The organism is Caulobacter radicis (genome assembly GCF_003094615.1).
Classification (GTDB): domain Bacteria; phylum Pseudomonadota; class Alphaproteobacteria; order Caulobacterales; family Caulobacteraceae; genus Caulobacter; species Caulobacter radicis.
This window is the reverse complement of sequence record NZ_QDKO01000013.1, coordinates 54,548-75,229: the sequence shown is the minus strand read 5'-3', so window position 1 is coordinate 75,229 and position 20,682 is coordinate 54,548. Positions and strand designations below refer to the sequence as shown.

General features: G+C 69.3%; 22 protein-coding genes and 1 tRNA gene. 9 read left to right on the top strand and 14 right to left on the bottom strand.

All coding sequences use genetic code 11. The annotated features are described in order from the left end of the window. Positions 1-86 precede the first annotated feature (86 nt). The 5 genes from DDF62_RS08145 (at position 87) to DDF62_RS08125 (ending at position 2,732) form a co-directional block, all read left to right on the top strand. A complete protein-coding gene (locus tag DDF62_RS08145) occupies positions 87-353 on the top strand; it encodes a hypothetical protein (protein ID WP_116488661.1) in 267 nt (88 codons plus the stop codon). Positions 354-496: 143 nt separating this feature from the next. Further along, positions 497-916, top strand: a complete 420-nt coding sequence (locus tag DDF62_RS08140) for a hypothetical protein (RefSeq protein WP_244286750.1) — start codon at positions 497-499, stop codon at positions 914-916. A gap of 7 nt (positions 917-923) precedes the next feature. Then, positions 924-1,118: a helix-turn-helix transcriptional regulator gene (locus DDF62_RS08135; RefSeq protein WP_058348510.1), complete on the top strand. Its 195-nt coding sequence runs from the start codon at positions 924-926 to the stop codon at positions 1,116-1,118. A gap of 1 nt (position 1,119) precedes the next feature. Beyond that, a complete protein-coding gene (locus tag DDF62_RS08130; protein WP_116488660.1) occupies positions 1,120-1,794 on the top strand; it encodes a hypothetical protein in 675 nt (224 codons plus the stop codon). A gap of 47 nt (positions 1,795-1,841) precedes the next feature. Continuing rightward, positions 1,842-2,732 carry a TraB/GumN family protein gene (locus DDF62_RS08125; protein WP_116488659.1) on the top strand — a complete coding sequence of 297 codons (891 nt, stop codon included), beginning with the start codon at positions 1,842-1,844 and terminating at the stop codon, positions 2,730-2,732. A gap of 7 nt (positions 2,733-2,739) precedes the next feature. On the opposite strand, the gene DDF62_RS08120 is transcribed toward DDF62_RS08125, so the two are convergent. From DDF62_RS08120 to DDF62_RS08095, 6 genes are all read right to left on the bottom strand, one after another. Further along, on the bottom strand, positions 2,740-3,333 hold the full coding sequence (locus DDF62_RS08120; RefSeq protein WP_116488658.1) for an HD domain-containing protein: 594 nt from the start codon (positions 3,331-3,333) through the stop codon (positions 2,740-2,742). 85 nt (positions 3,334-3,418) lie between these two features. Then, a tRNA-Gly gene (locus DDF62_RS08115) sits at positions 3,419-3,493 on the bottom strand. Between the two features lie 136 nt (positions 3,494-3,629). Then, positions 3,630-5,126: a PepSY-associated TM helix domain-containing protein gene (locus DDF62_RS08110; RefSeq protein WP_116488657.1), complete on the bottom strand. Its 1,497-nt coding sequence runs from the start codon at positions 5,124-5,126 to the stop codon at positions 3,630-3,632. Continuing rightward, positions 5,126-5,701: a hypothetical protein gene (locus tag DDF62_RS08105; protein ID WP_244286749.1), complete on the bottom strand. Its 576-nt coding sequence runs from the start codon at positions 5,699-5,701 to the stop codon at positions 5,126-5,128. The genes DDF62_RS08110 and DDF62_RS08105 overlap by 1 nt, the downstream gene beginning before the upstream one ends. Beyond that, positions 5,698-8,010, bottom strand: a complete 2,313-nt coding sequence (locus DDF62_RS08100) for a TonB-dependent receptor (RefSeq protein ID WP_116488655.1) — start codon at positions 8,008-8,010, stop codon at positions 5,698-5,700. The genes DDF62_RS08105 and DDF62_RS08100 overlap by 4 nt, the downstream gene beginning before the upstream one ends. A gap of 171 nt (positions 8,011-8,181) precedes the next feature. Then, positions 8,182-8,922: a helix-turn-helix transcriptional regulator gene (locus DDF62_RS08095; RefSeq protein WP_116488654.1), complete on the bottom strand. Its 741-nt coding sequence runs from the start codon at positions 8,920-8,922 to the stop codon at positions 8,182-8,184. A gap of 95 nt (positions 8,923-9,017) precedes the next feature. Between DDF62_RS08095 and DDF62_RS08090 the strand changes: the two genes are divergently transcribed. Together DDF62_RS08090 and DDF62_RS08085 are read left to right on the top strand one after the other, a co-directional pair. Further along, on the top strand, positions 9,018-9,755 hold the full coding sequence (locus DDF62_RS08090) for a glutathione S-transferase family protein (RefSeq protein ID WP_116488653.1): 738 nt from the start codon (positions 9,018-9,020) through the stop codon (positions 9,753-9,755). A gap of 84 nt (positions 9,756-9,839) precedes the next feature. Next, the gene (locus DDF62_RS08085) at positions 9,840-10,565 is read left to right on the top strand and encodes an energy transducer TonB (RefSeq protein ID WP_165832196.1); all 726 of its coding nucleotides are present in this window, start codon (positions 9,840-9,842) and stop codon (positions 10,563-10,565) included. Positions 10,566-10,726: 161 nt separating this feature from the next. Here DDF62_RS08085 and DDF62_RS08080 read toward each other — a convergent pair whose 3' ends face one another. The 8 genes from DDF62_RS08080 to erpA form a co-directional block, all read right to left on the bottom strand. Further along, the gene (locus DDF62_RS08080) at positions 10,727-11,806 is read right to left on the bottom strand and encodes a cytochrome c peroxidase (RefSeq protein ID WP_116488651.1); all 1,080 of its coding nucleotides are present in this window, start codon (positions 11,804-11,806) and stop codon (positions 10,727-10,729) included. 3 nt (positions 11,807-11,809) lie between these two features. Beyond that, positions 11,810-14,320, bottom strand: coding sequence for a porin family protein (locus DDF62_RS08075; protein WP_116488650.1), 2,511 nt, complete (start codon positions 14,318-14,320; stop codon positions 11,810-11,812). Between the two features lie 160 nt (positions 14,321-14,480). Continuing rightward, on the bottom strand, positions 14,481-14,852 hold the full coding sequence (locus DDF62_RS08070) for a hypothetical protein (protein ID WP_116488649.1): 372 nt from the start codon (positions 14,850-14,852) through the stop codon (positions 14,481-14,483). Positions 14,853-14,918: 66 nt separating this feature from the next. After that, entirely contained in the window at positions 14,919-15,827 is a 909-nt protein-coding gene (locus DDF62_RS08065; protein WP_116488648.1) for a hypothetical protein, read from the bottom strand. Positions 15,828-15,892: 65 nt separating this feature from the next. Continuing rightward, the gene (gene xth, locus DDF62_RS08060; protein ID WP_116488647.1) at positions 15,893-16,681 is read right to left on the bottom strand and encodes an exodeoxyribonuclease III; all 789 of its coding nucleotides are present in this window, start codon (positions 16,679-16,681) and stop codon (positions 15,893-15,895) included. 118 nt (positions 16,682-16,799) lie between these two features. Continuing rightward, positions 16,800-17,897 carry a 3-deoxy-7-phosphoheptulonate synthase gene (locus DDF62_RS08055; protein ID WP_116488646.1) on the bottom strand — a complete coding sequence of 366 codons (1,098 nt, stop codon included), beginning with the start codon at positions 17,895-17,897 and terminating at the stop codon, positions 16,800-16,802. 97 nt (positions 17,898-17,994) lie between these two features. Then, on the bottom strand, positions 17,995-18,078 hold the full coding sequence (locus DDF62_RS08050) for a hypothetical protein (protein ID WP_101711352.1): 84 nt from the start codon (positions 18,076-18,078) through the stop codon (positions 17,995-17,997). A gap of 67 nt (positions 18,079-18,145) precedes the next feature. Continuing rightward, positions 18,146-18,478 (bottom strand): iron-sulfur cluster insertion protein ErpA, encoded by a 333-nt coding sequence (gene erpA, locus DDF62_RS08045; RefSeq protein ID WP_116488645.1) that lies wholly within the window; start codon positions 18,476-18,478, stop codon positions 18,146-18,148. 77 nt (positions 18,479-18,555) lie between these two features. Between erpA and DDF62_RS08040 the strand changes: the two genes are divergently transcribed. Then, on the top strand, positions 18,556-19,740 hold the full coding sequence (locus DDF62_RS08040) for a deoxyguanosinetriphosphate triphosphohydrolase (protein ID WP_116488644.1): 1,185 nt from the start codon (positions 18,556-18,558) through the stop codon (positions 19,738-19,740). A gap of 135 nt (positions 19,741-19,875) precedes the next feature. Then, complete coding sequence (ftsN, locus tag DDF62_RS08035) at positions 19,876-20,676, top strand: cell division protein FtsN (protein WP_116488643.1); 801 nt, start codon at positions 19,876-19,878, stop codon at positions 20,674-20,676. Positions 20,677-20,682: the final 6 nt, after the last annotated feature.

Sequence of the window (20,682 nt, the reverse complement as noted above, 5' to 3'; positions counted from 1 at the left end):
TGTCACCAAGAGCTAGTGTCGTGTTGTTGCGATTACACGCAGATTCGTTCTTCGGATCCGCGCCGCGTCGACGGGAGCCTTGCGTCATGAACCGCCTCTTCTCCGGTCCGTTCTCGACCCACAGCCAGCGGGTGGCCGCCTGGGAGCGCGCCGAGCGCATCCCCGGCTGCGACAAGGCGGTGTGGCGCCTCGACGCCGACGGGCGGGTGATCCGCTGGGACGACTACGGCGACCGCTTCTCGCAATACGGCTGGCTGATCCACGCCGACCCCAAGGCCCACTGGCTGGCCAAGGCCCTGGGCGTCGCCGCCCCGGCGCCGCTGCACTGGCGCAGCGGCCGCATCGCGGCTTGAGAGCGGGCGCGCGTACTTCACGCTCTGCGCGAGAATTTTGTCCAGGGTCCTTGACATGATCCTGGGCTTTGATGTCAATGGTCCTTGTCATTTTGACGGGGGTACTTGGCATGGCGGGGCAGCAACTGGCGCGGCGACGGCTGGTGGTCACGTTCTGGGCTTCGCTCGGCGTGGCCCTGTTCGTGGGTGTGCTGGCGGGCGTTCTGGGGGATGTCGGCCGCGTGCGGCCGGAGTTCGCCGTCTATGCTCTGGTCGCCGTCGCCCTGGGCGTCGTCGCGGCCATGGTTCTGGCGTTCTGGTTGTGCGTCCGTTGGTGGCGTGTTGCCGACGAGGCCGCGCGTGAGGCGCATAAATGGTCCTGGTACTGGGGCGGCACGGCAGGCCTGGCCCTGGCGGCCGTACCCTTCATCCTGCTTCACACCATGCCCAGAATCGCCGAGGTCCTGCTGCCCGTCGGCATGAGCACCCCCCAGGCGGTGGTGTTCGGCATGGCCTTGCTCGGCGGCTTCCAGCTGGTCGGCTACGGCCTGTTCTGGGCCGGCTGGTGGCTGGCGCGGCGCTGAGGTCAGGATGAAGAACCGCCTCAAGGTGCTGCGCGCCGAACGCGACTGGAGCCAGGCCGACCTGGCCCAGCGGCTCGACGTCTCGCGCCAGACCATCAACGCGCTGGAGACCGGCAAGTACGATCCCAGCCTGCCGCTGGCCTTCAAGATCGCCCGTCTGTTCGGCCAGCCCATAGAAGCCATTTTCCAGGACGAGGACTGAGATGAGCGTCGCTTCCAACGCCCAGAAGCTGTCGCCCCGGGCGCGCCGGGCGCTGATCCTGATGGCCGTCGGCGCGCCGGTCGGCTTCTTCGCCGGCCGGGCCCTGATGTGGCTGAAGCGCCAGGGCTACTGGCACGGCCTGGAATTCTCCACCAGCGACGTGGTCTCGCTGGGCCTGGCGGCTTTCCTGGCGGCGGTGGGCCTGGTGACCATGGCCGTCAGCCTCAGCCGCAAGGCGCTGGGCCGCCGGATCAACGGCGACGAGGCGCCGAAGGCCGCCACGCCCGCCCAGGCCGGCTTCTATGCCGGGCAGGGCGGGGTGCTGGTGCTGGCCGCCGGCATGCTGGCCGCCCCGCCGCTGGCCGGGGCCCTGTTCGTGCCGCTGTCGCCGCTGCTGGCCTCGGCGGTGATGACCGGCCTGATCGCCCTGTTCCTGGTGCAGACCGCCGGCAACATCAGCCTGTGGGTGCGCAGCGACGAACTGATGCGCCGGACCATGGCCGAGACGGCCGCCGTCTCCTACGTCCTGCTGCAGGGGCTGCTGTTCCTGTGGGCGGCCGGCGAGAAGCTTTCCCTGCTGCCGCCGCTGACGCTGTGGGACGCGGTCAACGTCAACATGATCGCCTACCTGCTGATCTCGATGATCGTGGCCTGGCGACGGGGCTTCGTCGACTAGCCGCCCGCCCAACCTTTTCCGAACCGATTTCACCCGAGAGGATCCGCATGCTTCGTTCGTCCGTCAAAGCCGCCCGCCGCGTCGTCGTCGGCCTGGTTTCCGTCCTCGCCCTGGGCGCGGCCACGCCGTCCCTGGCCGATCCGGCGCTGTGGAAGATCCAGGACCACGACTCGACCATCTATCTCTTCGGCACCGTCCACGTGCTGCGCCCCGAGACCCAGTGGCGCTCGCCCAAGCTGGACGCGGCCCTGAAGTCCAGCGACGAGCTGGTGGTGGAGGTGCTGGGCGCCACCGACATGGCCGTCATGCAGCCGCTGATCGTCAAGTACGGCATCGACCAGGCCACGCCGCTGTCGAAGAAGCTGGCGGCCGCCGACTGGGAGAAGACCAAGACCTACGGCCAGGAGATGGGCATGCCGTCCGCGGCGCTGGAGGCCTTCCGTCCCTGGATGGCGGCCATCACCCTGGCCATGGCCCCGATGCTCAAGGCCGGCTTCGATCCCAAGAAGGGCGTCGAGCAGGTGCTGACCGCCGAGCTCAAGGCCGACGGCAAGGGCCTGGGCCAGCTCGAGACCGCCGAGCAGCAGATCCGCTTCTTCGCCGACCTGCCGGCCGCCGACGAGGTGCTGCTGCTGAAGTCGACGCTCGACGAGGTCGACGAAGGCCCGGCCAAGCTCGACGCCATGGTCAAGGCCTGGGCCGACGGCGACGTGAAGGCCCTGGAAGGCCAGTTCGTCACCGAGATGCGCACCAAGTACAAGCCGCTCTACAACACCTTGATCCTCGGCCGGAACACCGCCTGGGCCGATCAGCTGAAGACCAAGCTCGACGGCAAGGGCGTCAGCTTCGTCGCCGTCGGCGCGGGCCACCTCGTCGGTCCCGACAGCGTCCAGGCGCTGCTGGACAAGCGCGGGATCAAGGTCGAGCGAGTCCAGTAGGACGCGCTCAGCCTTCCGTGGCTCGCAGGTAGATCGATCGCTTCGGCGTGCTCATCACGCGCCGGAGCATCGGCTCGAAGGCCTCCAGCGGCAGGGTCTCGTAGGCGGGATCGAAGGCCGGCTGGTCGTACTGATGGCAGAACTTGGCCGTGCGCTCGAAGTGCGGATGGCCCCTGAAGGCCTCGCGCATGTCGCGGTCCAGGCCCAGGTGATGGAAGAAGTAGTAGCCCTGGAAGATCGCGTGATTGGCCACCATCCAGTGGTTGGCCTCCGACACGAAGGGCTGGACGATGGCGGCGGCGATGTCGGCGTGGTTGCGCGGGCCCAGGATGTCGCCGATGTCGTGGAGCAGGGCGCAGACGACGTATTCCTCGTCCTCGCCGGCCAGGTGGGCCCGGGTGGCGGTCTGCAGGCTGTGCTCCAGCCGGTCTACCGCGAAGCCCCCGCAGTCGCCTTGCAGCAGCTGAAGATGCTTGATCAGCCGGTCGGGCAGCTCGCGCCCGTACTCGCCGGCCGCCTGGGCGATGATGCCCCAGTCCTCGGCCGTGCCCTCGGTCATGGCGTGGAAGCGCGCGCGGGGATGATCCTCGCCGTCGGCCATCGCGTTCTCCTCCCGAACGTCCGTTTGACGGTCAGCGTGCGCCGCGCGCGGGCGGGCGTCAACGTTTCGGGATGGGGGAGGAGATTGGAGCGGGCGAGGGGAATCGAACCCCTGACATTCAGCTTGGGAAGCTGACGTTCTACCTCTGAACTACGCCCGCACGGGTCGCGAGCGACCGTGGAGGTCGTGCTTAGCCGGTCTTGCCGCGTCGCTCAAGCGTTGAAGGAGGGGCTTTCACAGCCAACGAAAAAGGCCCGCCGTCGCCGGCGGGCCTTCGTCGTTTCCGGGCGAAGCGATCAGGCCGCGGCGGGCGTCTTGGTCAGCTTGACCGACGCCGCCAGCAGCACGGCGCCCAGCACCAGGGACACGTCCATGATCCAGGCGACCGGATCGACCGAGCGGCCGGTATTGAGGCCAAGATGCACCAGGGCCACGAGGACCAGGCTGACGGCCGAGGCCAGGCGCAGGCGGATCGAGATCACCTGCGGAGTCCACAGGAAGGCGCTCGCGCTGGCCAGCAGGGTGACCCCGCCCCACACCGCCACGGGCGGCACGCCCTGGGCCAGCAGGGCGACCATGGCCGCGACGCCGTAGCCCAGCGGCTGACTCCAGCAGAAGGCGACCCAGACCCGCTCCCAGCGCGGGGCCGGGCGGCCCTTGTCGCGCCGGCGGGCCAGCCAGATGGCCACGCCGCTGGCGGTCACGGCGGTGAGGCCCAGGCCCAGCAGGAAGTAGGCGACCTTCACCGGCCAGCCGCCGAACCAGCCGAAGTGCAGCGGGGTCAGGCTGGCATAGATGGCCATGCCGACATTGCCGCTCTCGAAGCCGGCCTCGCCCAGCACCCTGGCGTTGCCGTCGACGATGAACATCTCGCCGCGCGACAGCTTGCCGGGCGTGACGCGGTTGATGCTCATGTGCTGGCCGGTCTCGCCGGGGTGTTCGACGAAGATGTAGTTGAAGCCCGCTTCCGGATGCCTGGCTTGCAGGACGGAAAGGCCCTTGGCCACGTCGACCACCGGGGCCGGGCGCGGGTCGTCGGCCACGGCCGGGCCGCTGAACAGGGCGAAGACCTTTTCGCGATTGCCGTCGAACACCACCATGGCCAGCACGCCGACGATCAGGACGGACAGGCCCAGGAACGCGCCGGTCAGTGACACCACCACGTGGAAGGGCAGGCCCCACACCGAGATGCGGTTGTGCAGGTCGGCCTCCTGCAGACGCTTGGAGCCGCCCCAGCGGAAGGCGAAGGCGTCCTTGAACACGCGCGGATGCGACAGCACGCCCGAGACAAGCGACGACAGCAAGGCCACGCCCGTCAGGCCCACGAGGAAGAACCCCCAACTGCCCGGCAAGTGCAGGGCGGTGTGAAGCTTGGCCTGGAACTCACTGAAGGGCGTGCGCTGCTCGGCGACGATCTTGCCTGAGGCGTCGGCGAACCAGGTGTGCTCGCCGCCCCTGGCGTCGTCGCCGTGCACCGACAGGCGCGGCACGGCGGGTTCGGGCATGCGGATGAAGAGGTCGTGGGCCTTGGGGTTCTTGGCCAGCACCTCGTCGAAGGCCGCGCCGACGGCCGCCGGCGTCACGCTGTGCAGCACGGGGGCGGTCGGCTGCTCCCAGCGATTGAACTCGTTGGTGAACACCGCCACCGCGCCCGAGAAGCAGACGAGGTAGATCAGCGCGGCGAACGCCAGGCCCAGGGCCGAGTGACCGGCCAGCATGGCGCGCACGAAGGGGGCAGGGATCTTCGGCCAGATCGGCTTGCCGGGTTTGGGTTTTTGTTGCGGGGCGTGCATCAGAGGGAGCCCTTCAGGAACACGGCGCCGAAGCCGGCGACGGTGACGCCGACCAGCACGGCCAGGGCGCGCAGGATCTTGTCGTCAGACAGGGTCCAGGCCATGCCGCCGGCCCACAGGAACGGCACCAGCATGCCGCCGATGATCAGGCGGGTCTTGACCTCGGCCGGAAAGCAGACGGCGACCGCCAGGCCCACGGCCATGGCCGCCGCGCCGCCCAGCGGGCCCGCGAGAAAGCCGCGCAGCCAGCCGCGCCAGGCCACCCGGCGACGGTCCGAGGGCTCCAGGGCCAGCTCGCGCGGCGCCTTGCGCTTGGCCTCGCGCAGCTCGATCCCGGCGGCCACCAGCGCCAGGGCGACGGTGGAGGCCAGGGCCAGCACGATCGAGGGCCCGCGCGCCGCGCCCAGGAACGGCACGGAGACCGCGATGGCCAGCGCCAGCAGCGCCCAGCCGCCGACGATCAGCCAGGGCCGTCGCGCATCGGCGTTGGTCCAGGCGCGCCGCAGCAGCAGCGCGCCCCCTAGAGCCAGGGGAGCTAGAGCAAGACCGCCCAATCCCACCATGGGCCCGATCACCAGCGCGCCTCCAGGCTGACGCCCAGCACGCGCGGCTCGCCCAGCAGGGCCACGGCGAAGTCGGGGCGGCTGTACTGGCTGTATTTCTCGTTCAGCAGGTTCTTGCCGAACACATAGGCGCCCCAGCGATCGCTCTCGTAGCCGAAGCGGCCGTTCACCAGGGTGCGGGCGTCGGCGATGCGGCCGTCCTGCTCGCCGCCGGCCTGGGTGAAGGCCTTGGCGCGATAGTTGGCGTTGAGGTTGGCCACTAGGCCGTTGTCCCAGCGGTAGTCGCCGCCGACTGCGAAGGTCCAGTGCGGCGCGTAGGGGAATTCCGAGCCCGACAGGTTGCGGGTGTCGGTTCCGGTCTGGACGTTGAACTCGTCGAACTCGGTCTTGGTGTGGCCCAGCGAGGCCCACCAGCTGGCGTTGCGCGTCACGCGCTGGGCCAGTTCCAGCTCGAAGCCGTAGAGGTGCGAGCTGCCGGCGTTCTCGACCTGGTAGTCGTACTGGTTGAGGCCCAGGTTCAGCGACACCTGCTGGTCGGTCCAGTCCACGTAGTAGGCGTTGGCGTTGGCCGTCAGGCCCCACTGCGGCCAGTAGGTGCGCAGCGAGAACTCGTAGTTCCAGGTGTACTCGGGATCGTAGGGCACGACGGTGGCGCGGGCGGTGTTGATCGCCGTGCCGCCCGAGCGATAGCCGCGCTGGACCACGAAGCTGGCCGAGACGTCGTCGGTGAAGGCGTACCTGGCGCCCAGCTTGGGCAGGAAGGCCTCGAACTCGCGCGCCGTCTCGGGCGAGGGGGCGCCGGCCTGGGCGACCATCGAGCCGACGAACTGGTTCACCAGCACCACATAGGGAGCGGAGGCGCCGAAGGCGGCCGGGGTCGGGTAGACGCCGGCGAAGCGCGCGGTCTGCACCGAGCTCTGGGTGTTCTTCTCGCGGTCGTAGCGGAAGCCGGCCAGCACGCTGAGCTTCGGCGTCAGGGCGAAGCTGCCGTCGGCGAAGAGCGCGGTGGTCTCGACCAGCTCAGGCGCGTCCGAGGTGTAGTCGACCGGGATGACGGGCAGGGCGGCGATATAGGCGTTGGCGAAGGTGTTGGCCTGGCCTTGGGCCTGGGTCAGGGTGATGCCGGGCACGCTGCCCATCAGGGTCGAGGTCAGCACGCTGACCAGGGTGGCGCGCGGGAACGCCACGTTGGTCAGGCTGGCCGACTTGCGGTCGGCGTCACGGGTGGCGTGGAACAGGCCGACCAGGCCTTTGAGCCGCTCGCCCTCGTAGTTCAGGCGCACTTCCTGGCTGGCCGTCTCGATCCGCTCGTTCTGGCCGCCGTAGGACAGGGTCTGCGGCCCCAGGTCGCCGTCATAGCGCTGGATGAGATCAACCTGGCTCCAGGAAGCCACGCCCGACAGGATGAAGCGCTGGCCCAGCTTCTGCTCGACCTCCAGCGTGGCGATGTCGGTGGTGATGTCGCTGGTGTTGGGCGAGTTGGTCGTGGTGACGCGGTGGTCGTAGTGGTCCGGCGTGTCGGTGCGGCTGTAGGTGTAGAGGTAGCCCGACTTGCGCTCGTTGTGGCTCATGGTGGCCACGGCCTTGAAGCCCTCGGCCGCCGCCGGCGTCAGCAGCAGCTTGCCGCGGATCATGCGGGTGTCCAGCGCGTCGTCGTCCAGCTTGCGCGTGTTGTTGTAGATGAAGCCGTCGCTTTGGCGGTCCTCGAAGGCCAGGCGGAAGGCCAGTTGGTCGGCGACGATCGGGCCGCCGCCGGCCAGGGCGATCGAGCGGTCGTCGCCGCTGGCGGAGGTCACGCGGGCCTTGAAGTTCCAGTCGCCGGTCGGGTCGGTGGTGCGCACGATGACCGCGCCGGCCAGGGCGTTTCGGCCCTGCAGGGTCGATTGAGGACCACGGAACACCTCCACCTGGCCCACGTCCCACATGTCCAGCGGGCCGCCGTACATGGCGCGCTCGGGAACCGCCGCGCCGTCGACATAGACCGTGGCCAGGCCCCCGCTGCCGCCGCCCGAGACGTTGTTGTTGGCCACGCCCCGGATCGTGAAGCCGCTCTTGCCGTACGTCTCGCTCATGTTCGCGGTCCTGGCGACCACGTCGTAGAAGTCGCGGATCTGCTCGCGCTCGATGGTGCGGGCGGTGGTCACGGCCACGCTGGTGACGGTGTCCTGGATGCTGCGGCTGGCCTTTTCGCCGGTGACGATCACCTGGTCGACCTGCGTCGGCGCTTCGGGCGCCGTGGCGTCCGGGGCCTCGGCCCGCGCCGCGCCGGCCAGCACCGCCCAAACGCCGACGGCGCTCGCCATCATCAACCGCGACTTCATGCATTCCCCCGTTATTTAAGAACGGGTCGCAGCTAACGACGGTTTAATTGCGAGTCAAACGCAAACTCATTCGCAGAAATGATGGAGGCGGCGTGGATTTGCAGGGGATATTGTTTCTGTTCGGAAATATCTTTTAGTCGCCTGGCGGGTTTCTGGCCTCGGGTTGCCGGCCTAGCTCGAACCATGTGGAAGCATCCCCCCGGCCGCCTTGGCCGCGTCGTAGGCGGCCCATTCCTCCTCCATCTGCCGCTGCCAGCGGGCGCGCAGCACGGCGGGGCGCTGGCCGTGGCGGTCGTCGAGGAACTCGGCGGCCACCACCCGGTCGGTGCGGAAGTTGCGGAAGTCGTCGCGCAGCTCGCACCAGGCGATCAGCATGCGGGTGGTGGCCATGTAGCCGACGGTCACCGGCCAGACGATGCGCTGGCTGACCGCGCCCTTCTCGTCGCGATAGTCCAGCCGGATCTTGCGGCCGGCGTGGATCCAGGCCCGGGTCTGGGCCATGTCGATGTTGTCGGGCGCGGGGTTCCAGGGCGCGGGCGCGCGGGTGGCCGGCTCCAGCACGTAGGGCCGCAGGTTGTCGGGCACGGCGGCGGCGATCTTTGCAATAAGGTCGCGGGCGGCGGTGGCCAGGGCGGGATCCCCGCGGCCGGCCACCCATTGGGCGCCCAGCACGGCGGCTTCGATCTCGTCCGGCGTCAGCATCAGGGGCGGCATGTCGTATCCGGCCTCCAGCACGTAGCCGACGCCCGCCTCGCCGCGGATGGGCGCCCTCTGACCGACCAATGCGGCGATGTCGCGATAGACGCTGCGCTTGGAGGTCTCCAGTTCGGCGGCGATGGCGTCGGCGGTGACCGGCGCCCGGCTGCGGCGAAGGATCTGGATGATCTGGAATAGGCGTTCAGCGCGTCTCATGTGTCTCACTGTGCCGGATCGTTGCTGACAGCATGCTGGCAGCAGGGTGGCGGCAGTCTCTCCTCATCGCAATACCGCACGAGAGGGACCTCGAGATGATCACGCTCTACGCCGCCGGCCCGGCCTACGGCCTGCCTGAGGGAAGCCCCTACGTCACCAAGACCGAAATCCACCTGATGATGGCGGGCCTGGATCACCAGAAGGTCCCCGCCCATCCGGAGACCTCGCCCAAGGGCCAGCTGCCCTGGATCGACGACGACGGCGTCAAGGTCGCCGACTCCACCTTTATCCGCGCCTATCTCGAGCGCAGCTACGGCGTCGATCTCGATGCGGGCCTGTCCCGTGTCGAGCGGGCTCAGGCCTGGGCGATCGAGCGGATGGTCGAGAACCAGCTGGGCTGGGCCAACTGCTATTTCCGCTTCTTCGACTTCGACAATTTCGAGAAGGGGCCGGCCCGCTGGTTCGACGGCGCGCCCGAAGCCATGCGCCAGGACCTGAAGGCGGGGCTGCTCGACACCGTCGAGGCCAACCTCAAGGCCGTCGGCATTGGCCGGCATTCCCCCGACGAGATCGTCGAACTGGCGTCCTGGTCGCTGACCGCGCTCTCGGAGATGCTCGGCGACAAGGCCTTCATGATGGGCGAGCGGCCGACCAGCGTCGACGCCATCGTGTTCGCCGTGCTGGCCCAGATCCTGACGCCGTTCTTCGACTCGCCGATCCGTCGCCGGGCCGAGGGGTTCTGCAACCTGGTGGCCTATGCCGAGCGGATGCTGGCGACCTTCTATCCGGCCTTCGCGCCGGAGGTCGGCTCGGAGACCCTCAAGGCCGCCTGACTAGGTAGCCCTCCGGACGTTGTATCAAGGTCGTCCATCCTGTAGATGCGACGCATTCTTATGAGTGTCGCGGAATCCATAGGCGTGAGACGGCCCCGGTCGGGCCGGCGGGGCGGGGACAAGGTCCTCGCCGCCGGCGTGTCGGTCGGGCTGCATGCGGCCGTAATCGCTGGGCTGGTCGGCTTCGTCCGCGCCATGCCGGGCCTCTCCGAGCCGCCGGCCATGGAGGCTTCGCTGTTCGAGGCCATGACCCCGAGTCCTCGGCCCTCGCCGTCGCAGGCCTCGGACGAGCGGCGTGAGCAGGCCGTGCCCCGCGAAGCGCGCATGGCCTCGCCGATCCGGCCGCGCCCGGTTCCCATTCCCGCGCCGGACCCGCTGGTCGCCGCCCCGCAGGTCGCGCCCCAGCCGGTCGAGACCCGCTCGATCTCGACGGCGACCCCCGTGGCGGTGGCCGCCTCGGCCGCCTCGGCGCCGGCCGGCGGCGGCGCGCCGGTGCAGGTGCGCGGCGAGGCCGCCAGGACCCACGATCCCTACGCCGCCCAGGTGCTGTCCTGGATCGAGGCCCGCAAGGTGATGCCCGAGGGGCTGAAACGCCGCCGCACCCAGGGCGTCGTCGTCGTGGCCTTCACCCTCGACCGTTTCGGCCGGATGTCGCGGGCGGTGATCGTCGAAAGCAGCGGCGACCGCGCGCTCGACGCCGCCGCCATGGACCTGCTGTCCGCCGCCGCCCCGTTCCCCAAGGCCCCCCGCGACTCGGACTGGAGCCGCCGCCGCTTCGAGACCCCGATCTCGTACGCGGTGAAGGGGTAGGGGCCAGGTCCTCCCCCTGAAGGGGGAGGTGGCCCGAAGGGCCGGAGGGGGAAGTATCTGATGAGGTCAGTGCGCTTCTAAAGCCAGCAGCTACTCCCCCCTCAGTCGCTCCGCGACAGCTCCCCCTTCAGGGGGAGCATCTTTCGAAGGGCCGGAGGGGGCTACAGCGTCTCCAGGAACGCCACCAGCGCGGCCTTCTCCTCGCGCGTCAGGCCCAGGGGCTTCAGCAGCGGGGTCGTGGTCGGGAACAGGCGGTCGCCGGCCTGCTCGGGCTTGGGCCGGGGGCGCGCGCCGCCCTCGTTGTAGAAGTTCACCGTGCCTTCCAGCGTGGGGAAGATGCCGTTGTGCATGTAGGGGCCGGTCTTGGAGATCCCGCGCAGCGAGGGCGTCAGGAACGCGCCGACGTCGGCCGGGTCGCCGCTGACCTCGTAGCGCCCCAGGTCCTGCAGCTTGCGACCGTAGAAGCTGAGGCCGATGTTGTGGAACTTGCCGTCCGACAGCAGCGGGCCGTTGTGGCAGTTGGCGCAGCCGGCCTTGCCCCGGAACAGCTCCAGGCCCTGCAGTTCCTGGTCGGTCAGCACCCGGCCGCCGAGCGACAGCACGCGGTCCCACTTGCTGCTACGCGGCTTGAGGGTGCGCTGGTAGGCGGCCAGGGCCTTGGCGGCGTCCTGCATCGTCGGACGCTTGGCGCCGAACACGGCCTGGAAGTCCTTGCGATAGTCGGGATCGGCGGCCAGGCGCTTTTCGATCTCGCGCGGGTCGCCGGCCATCTCCTTGTGGTCGACGACGGGACCCAGGGCCTGGGTCTCCAGGCTGCCGGCGCGGCCGTCCCAGAACAGCGGCGTGCGCCAGGCCACGACGCTCAGGGTCGGGGCGTTGCGGCGGCCGCGCTGGCGGTCGTGGCCGAACGAGGTCTTCACCCCGTCGCCGAAGGCCAGTTCCGGATTGTGGCACGAGGCGCAGGCGATCTGGCCCGAGCCCGACAGCTTGGGATCGTCGAACAGCTTGCGGCCCAGCGCGATCTTCTCCGGCGTCTGCGGATTGTCGGCCGGGACGGCGGGGGCGGGCAGGGCGCCGAACGGCGTGAAGCTGGCCCCCGGCAGCAGGGTGGGGGCGGGCCAGGTGTCGGGCTTGCCCGCGAAGGCGGCGCGGCGAAGCGCCGTCGGGTCGGGCGCCGGCGCCAGCCCGATCAGGGCCGCCGCCGTTCCCAGCAGAAGAAGGAGATTCGCCGCGCGCTTCATGAGTTAGAACTTGTAGCTCATGCCCACCCAGAACGACCGGCCCATGCGGTAGGGCTGGCTGCGCGTGGCCGCCGTCACCGTCTGGGGCAGGGTGTCGAACAGGTTGGTCACCCGCAGGTCCAGCCTCGCCTCGCCGTAGGCGGTCTTGGCGACCTGGGCCTGGACGTTGGCGTTGAAGGTGGTCTGCGACTTGTAGCGGATGACGTCCCACACCGCGTAGCGGGTTCCGCTCACCAACTGGGTCGCCCCGGTGTCCTCGATCTGGTCGTAGCCCGAGCGCCAGCGGGCGTTCAGGTTGGTGCGGATCCGGCCGTTCCACCAGTCGGCGCTCCAGTCGGCGTTGGCCAGGCCAGGGGCGGCATAGTTGAGGCGGTCGTTCTCGGCAATGACGGCCAGCAGGCTGCGGACCTCGCCCTTGTAGTAGACGCGCTCGTCGCCGTACTCGCCTTCGTCCGCGATCGAGTCATAGCCGTTGTCGCCCAGATTGTCGGAGGTCTCCGACACCGAGCCGTTCAGGCTGAAGGTGTGGCGGCCGACGCTGCGGCTCCATTCGGCCGACAGGCCGCGATACGAGCTTTCGCCGCCGTTGCTCAGGCGCGAGAGGCGATAGGTCGAGGTGCGGCCGGTCTCCTGGACATAGGTCACCGTCTCGGTGACCGACGAGGTGAACTGGTCGTCGGCTTCGCGGGCCACACCCTTCAGTCTGGCGACGCCGCCGAAGATCGGCTTGGACAGGGCGAAGGTCAGCTCGTCGGAGTAGGGCGTCTTGACGCCGGTGCCGCTGACCGTGGCCGAGATCGAGTGGGCCGACAGCGCCCAGGGCCCGATCACCGCCTTGCCGTTCACGAGGTTGTAGCTGCGTTCGTAGGTGTAGTTGCCCGGGTACTTCGAGCGGATGGCGTAGCCGAGGAAGTCGCGCGAGTAGTAGCGGTTGACGCCGACCGTGGCCGTGACGTCCCAGGGCAGCTCGTAGACCACCGACAGGCGCGGGGCGAAGCTGTGGTTGGCCAGCAGGCTCTCGTGGTCGTAGCGCAGGCCGGCGCGCACGGTCAGCGGGCCGCGGTTGACCTCGTACTCGGCGAAGGCGCTGACGGCGTCCAGGTCAACCGAGATGTCGTAGGCCTTGTAGATGCTGTAGGCGGTCAGCACCACGTCGCCGTCGCGGCAGGCGATGTCGCCGGTGGGGCAGACGATCGTGCTGTGGACCTTGCCGGTGCGGTAGGAATAGTCGTCCTGCGGCCGGCGCTTGCGGGCCTCGACGTGGCTGTAGTCGGCGCCGATCCGCAGGTCGCCGCCCAGCAGGGGCTGGCTCCAGCGGGCCTGCAGACCGATGTCCTTCTGCCATTGGTCGAGATTGCCGAAGCTGCCTTCGGTGCAGTTGCCGGTCGAGGCGCAGAAGCCGCCGGCGACCGACGACGAGGGCCAGGCGAACACCGGCGAGGGCGCGTCACGGCTGCTGTCGGCCTTGGTGTAGGTGGCCACCAGCGACCAGTCGGCGGCGTCGCGCTTGCCGGCCAGCTCGAGCTTGCCGGTCAGACCGCCGCCCTTCTGGGTCATGACGGCGTTGCGGGCGTTCTCGGCCGAGTTCTCGCTGGTGTAGGGGCTGTAGGCCACCTGGCCGCGCAGCGTCAGGTCGGGGGCGAGATCGACCTCGACCTTGGCCAGGACGTTGTCGCTGCGGCTCTTCAGGCCGAACGGCGTGCCGCCATAGTTCGCATGGCGGTAGTAGGTCATCTCGGTTTCCTGCCGGCCCGCGCCGAGCAGAACGCGGACCTTCTCGTTGATCGGCAGGTCCACCGTCGCATTGACCTTGCACTTGTCGTACTTCGGGTGCTCGGGCTCCACGCCGGCCAGCAGGGTCTTGGTGGCGTTCGGGATCTTGAACGAGGTCATATCGTCGTTGGTGCAGCCGACGGTCACCGAGCCGCCGAACACGTGCGACGGCTGCCTGGTCTCGACCTGCACGACGCCGCCCGTGAACCCGCCGTACTGGGCCGAGATGTTGCTGTCGCGGACGGTCAGGGACTCGATCAGGTTGGTGTCGAGCCAGATCGACTGGGCGCTGGCGCCGCCCGTCTCGTTGTAGTTCTGAAGGTTGCTGCCGCCCAGGCCGACCACGTCCAGGCGGCTGTTCACGCCCACGCCGTCGATGGCGAAGTAGTTGTCGTAGAACTGCCCGCCCGAGATCGAGACATTGGCCGGGCGCAGGTCCTGGATGCTCTCCTGGGTGGCGACGCCCTGGTTGGAGTCGAAGTTGGCGAAGGGCAGGATCTTCAGGGTCTCGATGACGTCGCCGTTGCCGGGCGTGCGGTCCTCGAGAGCGCGGCGGGTGATTTTCGAGGTGCCTGAGTCGACCGGATTGGCGGCCTGGTAGGCCGCGGCGGGCGGGGCGGCTGCGGTCGCCTCGATGCTGACTTTCGGCAGGCGCTCGGCCTTTTCGTCCTGGCTCCAGGCCTGGCCGGCCGCGCCCAAGGCCACGGCCATCGCCGCGGTCGCCATCATCGCTCGCTTCATCTACTCGCCCCGTACCAACGCTTGTGCGTATCAATCGCAATAAGGGCGGGGGTCTTAGTCGCGTTGAGATCGACTCGCAACTACGGGATGGCCGCAGTCGGCAAAAAATGGGCGGAATTTGGGAGGGGGCGGCCGGCCGACGGCCGGCAAGGGATTACCGCTACTTGCGACGGTCTTTCAGATCTTCCAGGAAGCGATATTCCAGCGCTTGCTCGAATTCGCTGGCCGGGACGAAGCGGCGCTTCATCGACAGGCCGGGAAAGCCGGCCTCGTCCGGTTTCTCAGCCTTGGCCTTGCCGGGCCTGAGGCGGGGACCCCGATTGGGCGGGCTCAACGGCTGGGCGGCGGGCAGTTCGGCGGCGTCGCCGGACGCCAGATGCTCGGCGGCCTCGACCGGGCTGACCACGCCGTCGCCGTCGCGGTCGGCCAAGTTCAGCACCAGCCTCTGCGGCGCCGGACTGGCGGCCGGCGGCTGGGCCAGGGCCGGAGCGGCCAGCAGCAGGGGCAGGGCGAGGGCGGCGAGGCGGATCATGGCGCGTCTCCACGGGAGACTGGAGCGTGCCTCAGGCGGCGACGCCATGCAACCCGGGCGAGAGCCTCAGTATTCGTCCTCGTCGTCCAGGTCGAACGGCAGCTCGTCCTGGTCGCCCTTGGCGTCGCGGGCGGCCTTGGACACCGGCTTGTAGGGACGGTCGGGCGGCAGGTAGGCCGGCTCGTCGGCGGTGTCGCCGTCGTCGGCCCAGGCGTGGATGGGGGCGTCGGGGTCGGACCACGGCGGATCGGCGGCCTCGGGGCCGTCGTCGATCTCCTCGAACAGGGGCGCGGTGGCCACGGCCGCGGCGGCGCCGCCGGCTCCGGCGGTCACGGCCTCGCGGGCCGAGCGATAGGGCTTGGGCTTGTCGGCGGGGGCCGCAGGTTCGGCGCGGCGGGCGATCTCGGGCTCGGCGGCCTTGGCGGCGGTCGGCGAGGGGCCGCGCGGAGCCAGCGGGCGGCGCACGATCGCCTCGGCCCTCGCCAGCCAGCGGTTGGCCTCCTGGATCGCCAGGGCCGGCGAGCGGCTCTGGCGCTGCTGCTCGTCGCCTTCCAGCCACAGGTCCAGCTCGAAGTCGGGATGGCGCGGGTCGTCGAAGATCAGCCGCAGGCAGACGCGGGCGGCCTGCTGCACGATCTGGTCGATCGCCCGGCGCTGCTCGCCGCGGAAGACGCGGCCCACCACCTGATTGTCGACCGACAGCTCGGCGCCCATCAGTTCGTCGATGCGATAGAGCAGGCACCATGTCCCGCTGTCCCAGGCCACGGCGGCGGTGTTGGTGTCGAACGAGAAGCCCACGCCCTTGCCGCGACCGCGCGCGATGATGACGGTCTCCGGCTCGCCCTTCAGCACGTGGCGCAGGGCGCGGCGGATGCGACGCTCTTCGTCCATGAACCAGATGGCCGCGCTGCCCATGAAGGTGACGGCCGACCCGGCGATGGCGACGAGCAACAGGAGGCGCCAGAACTCGCTCATGGCGCGGAGGCTAGCGGCGTTCGCGGATTCGCGACAGAGGCGCCGGTTACCGGCCGCCTGCGTGCTTACAGCGCCAGGGTCGCCACCACCGGCACGTGGTCCGACGGCTTTTCCTTGTCGCGCTCGTCGCGGTGGATCTTCACTTCGGCCAGCTTGTCGGCGGCCTGGGGCGAGAGCAGCAGGTGGTCGATGCGGATGCCCAGGTTCCGGGGCCAGGCGCCGGCCTGGTAGTCCCAGAAGGTGTAGCCGCCAGGCGCGCCGTCAGCTTGGCAGTAGGCGTCGGTGAAGCCGAGGTTCTTCAGGGCCCGGAAGGCCGCCCGGCTCTCGGGCTGGAACAGGGCGTCGCCCAGCCAGGCCTCGGGGTTGGCCACGTCCTCGACCTCGGGAATGACGTTGTAGTCGCCCGCGATGACCAAGGGCTCCTCAAAGGCCAGCAGGCCCTTGGCGTGCTCGTGCAGACGGCGCATCCACGACAGCTTGTAGGCGAACTTCTCGGTGCCGATCGGATTGCCGTTGGGCAGGTAGATACCGATCACCCGCACCGGCTTGGGCCCCGAGATCACCGCTTCGACATAGCGCGCCTGCTCGTCCTCGGCGTCGCCTTCCAGAAGGGGCAGGCCCTTGCGGACGTCCTCGACCGGATGCTTCGAGAGCAGGGCCACGCCGTTATAGGTCTTCTGGCCATGGACGACGACGTTGTAGCCCAGGCGCTCGAAGGCCTCGGCCGGGAACTTCTCGTCGACGCACTTTATCTCCTGCAGCACCGCGACGTCGGGCGCCTCGGCCTCGAACCAGGCCAGGACATTGTCCAAGCGGGCGTTGACCGAATTGACGTTCCAGGTGGCGATGCGCATGGCGGGCTCCGATAGGCGGGCGGAGGCTAGGGGGCGGCGGCCTCGCGCTCAAGCCATGCGGGCGAGATTTCGGGGGATAGGGAGGGACGCCCTTGGGGCATCCCTCCGTCTAGCCGGTCTAGGCCTTGCGGGCTTGACGACCCGCACGGACGGCTTGCGCCAGGTCTTCGAGCATGCGCACCGACGTATCCCAGTCGACGCAGGCGTCGGTGACCGACTGGCCGTAGGTCAGGGGCTGGCCGGGAACGATGTCCTGGCGGCCTGCGACCAGGTTGCTCTCGATCATCACGCCCATGATCGGCGAGGCGCCGCTTGCCACCTGGGCGGCGATGTCGGCGACCACGGCCGGCTGGTTCTCGTGGTTCTTGCCGCTGTTGGCGTGGCTGGCGTCGACCATCAGGCGCGGCGGCAGGCCGGCCTTGCTCAGCGCTTCCGCCGCCGCCGCGACGCTGGCGGCGTCGTAGTTGGGCGTCTTGCCGCCGCGCAGCACCACATGGCTGTCGGCGTTGCCGGTGGTGGTGGCGATGGCGGCGCGGCCTTCCTTGGTCACGGCCAGGAAATGGTGCGGCTGGGCGGCGGCGGTCACCGCGTCGACCGCGACCTTCACGTCGCCGTTGGTGCCGTTCTTGAAGCCGACCGGGCACGACAGGCCTGACGCCATTTCGCGGTGTATCTGGCTTTCGGTGGTGCGGGCGCCGATCGCGCCCCAGGCCACCAGGTCGGCGATGTATTGCGGGGTGGTGACGTCCAGGAACTCGCAGGCCGCCGGCAGGCCCTGGGCGGAAACATCGAGCAGCACGCGGCGCGCCAGGCGCAGGCCCTCGTTGATGTGGAAGCCGCCGTCCAGGCCCGGGTCGTTGATCAGGCCCTTCCAGCCGACCGTCGTGCGCGGCTTTTCGAAGTAGACGCGCATGATCACTTCCAGCTCGCCGGCATGGCGCTCGCGTTCGGCGGCCAGGCGGGTGGCGTAGTCGATGGCGGCCTTGGGATCGTGGATCGAGCAGGGACCGATCACCACCACCAGCCGGTCGTCGCGGCCGTGCAGGATCTCGTGCACCGCTTGGCGCGATCCTTCGACGATCTCGGCCGTCGTCGAGGTGGCCGGCGCTTCGCCGATCACCTGGGCGGGCGGGCTGAGGGTCTGGAGTTTCTGGATGCGCAGGTCGTCGGTCGGGACGGGCAGCGAGACGAGAGTGGCGGCGGTCGAGGATGGCATGGCGTGCTCCGGAAAATTCGAGGGGTCCGGCGGCCATCAAAAAAGCCGCCCGGGGAACCCCTGGCGGCTGGTGAAAGGCGTTTTTGGCGGCCTGATCTCAGGCCAAACGATCCCCTCCCGGCGCCAGAGGCGTCGGATAGCTAAAGTACCAAAACAGCTGTTGGCTGGCGGCGAGGATCATGGCGGGAACCGTAGAGCCTAGTTTGGCGCGTGTCACGCCATAAACTTGAGAGGGGCGGGAAGGGACGTCAGATCGAGAAGCTGACGCCGCAGCCGCAGCTGGACTTGGCGTTGGGGTTCCTGACCCGGAACTCTGCGCCGGCCAGTTCGTCGACGAAGTCGATCTCGGAACCCTTGAGCAGGGCCAGCGACACGACGTCGACCAGGGCCGCGGCGCCGTCGCGCTCGATCTTCAGGTCATCGTCTTCGGCGGCCTCGACCAGGTCGAACCGGTACTGGAAGCCCGAGCAGCCGCCGCCGTCGACCGCCACGCGAAGCATCACCTCGCGCCCCTCGGCTTCGGAAAGGGCGTGCAGCCGGCGGGCGGCGTTGGAAGAAAGCGTAACGGTGATGTCGGTCATGGCTGTGGAAACTTGATCTATCGCATATATGAGGGCGACCGCGCTCCGGGAAAAGGGGCGATCAGCAAAGGCCGCTCATGTCGACGTCTCCGTTCGCCGTCCCCCGCGCCCCCTACGCCGAAGATCCGGCCAAGTCACGCGACCGGCGCTATCAGGAAGACGAGAGCCGCACCCGCACGCCGTTCGCCCGCGATCGCGACCGCATCATCCACACCTCGGCCTTCCGCCGGCTGAAGGAAAAGACCCAGGTCTTCGTGGCCCACGAGGGCGACCAGTTCCGCACCCGCCTGACCCACTCGCTGGAAGTGGCGCAGATCGCCCGCTCGCTGGCCACGGCTCTGGGGCTGGATGCGGATCTCGCCGAGACCATCGCCCTGGCGCACGACCTGGGCCACCCGCCGTTCGGCCACGCCGGCGAGGACGAGCTGGAGCTGCAGACCAAGGAATTCGGCGGCTTCGACCACAACGTCCAGACCTTCCGGGTCGTGACCGAGCTGGAGCACCGCTATCCCGACTTCGTCGGCCTTAACCTGACCTGGGAGACGCTGGAAGGCGTCATCAAGCACAACGGCCCAGTGATCCATAAACTGGGGCAGCCCTCGTGGAAGGCGATCTCCAAGTACGACGGCGAGTACGGACTCAAGCTCGACACCTGGGCGTCGGCCGAAGCGCAGGTGGCGGCCCTGTCGGACGACATCGCCTACAACAACCACGACATCGACGACGGGGTCGAGGCGGGGCTGTTCACGCTGGACGAACTGATGGACGTGCCGCTGATCGGCCCGATCCTGGCGGCCGTGCGCAGCGAGCGGCCCGATCTCGACGCCCGCATCACCCGCCTGGAAGCCGTTCGCCGCATGATCGGCGCCATGGTCGACGACGTGATGGGCGAGACCCTGCAGCGCGCCGCGATCACGGGCGTCGCCTCGGCCGACGAGGTGCGGGCCCTGCCGCACGCCCTGGTGTCGTTCTCGTCCGACATGCTGGAGGACCTGGCCCGCCTGCGCGAGTTCCTGCACGCCAGGATGTATCGCCACTGGCGCGTGAACCGCACCCGCAGCCAGGCGCGCCGCATTCTGGCCGAGATGTTCACGCTGTTCTTGGCCGAACCCGAGGTGCTGCCATCGGAATGGTTCGCCAAGTCGCAGAACCGCGACCAAGCCGGAAGGGCTCGCGTGGTGTGCGACTACATCGCCGGCATGACCGACCGCTTCGCCATCGAGGAACACCGCAAGCTGTTCCATCTCGATGTCTGGAGCTGACGGGGCGAGCGCCGGGCGACGCACGACCGTCGAGGGTGCGACAGTTCTGAACGGCCATCGGGTCCAGTAGAGTAGGGACTTGCGCGCGTGATTCGCACATGGTGAACGCGCGCCGGAATTCTGGAGCCTTTTTCGATGTCCGACCCGCACCGCGGCGCCTATGCGCCGCCCACCGATGCGCCGCTTTCGTTCGATGCGCGCCAGCCGGTGCGCGGGTCGCGGCCCTTGCCGCTGACCCTGATCATCAGCGCGGTGGTGCTAGGAACGCTGCTGGTGGCGGTGTTCCTGATCTATCGCAACGGCGTGCGTGGTCCCAACGACGCCCCGCGCACCGTCGGCGAGCCAGTGGCCGAGATCAAGGCCGCTCCGGCGCCTGACCAGAACAAGCCCGACGAAGCCGCCGGCCTGCAGATCTACAGCCACGAGAACCCGACGGCCTCGCCGACCTACGCCGCGCCGCCGGAAGAGCCGATGGCCCGTCCGACCGCGCCGCCGCCGGCCGCTCCGGTGCAGAGCGCCAGCCTGCCGCCGGCCAAGCCCGCCGTCACGGCTCCTTCCGCTCCTGTCGCCGCTCCGCCGGTCGCCAAGCCGGCCGCCAAACCCGCCCCGGCGCCCAGCATCGAGAGCCTCGCCACCGCCGCCGTGGCCCCGCCGAAGCCGGCCGCCGTCGCGCCGAAGCCCGCCGCCACCGTCTCGGGTCCGGCCAGCGTCCAGATCGGCGCCCTGTCCTCGACCGCCCTGGCCGACAAGGCCTGGAACGACGCCGCCCGCATCTCGCCGGGCCTGGCCGCCGGCAAGGGCAAGAAGGTCGAGGCGATCGACAAGAACGGCACCACCCTCTACCGCACCTCGGTCACGGGCTTCTCCAGCCGCGCCGACGCCAAGGCGTTCTGCGACGCCCTGAGCGCCGCCGGCAAATCCTGCTTCGTGAAGTAGGCGAGG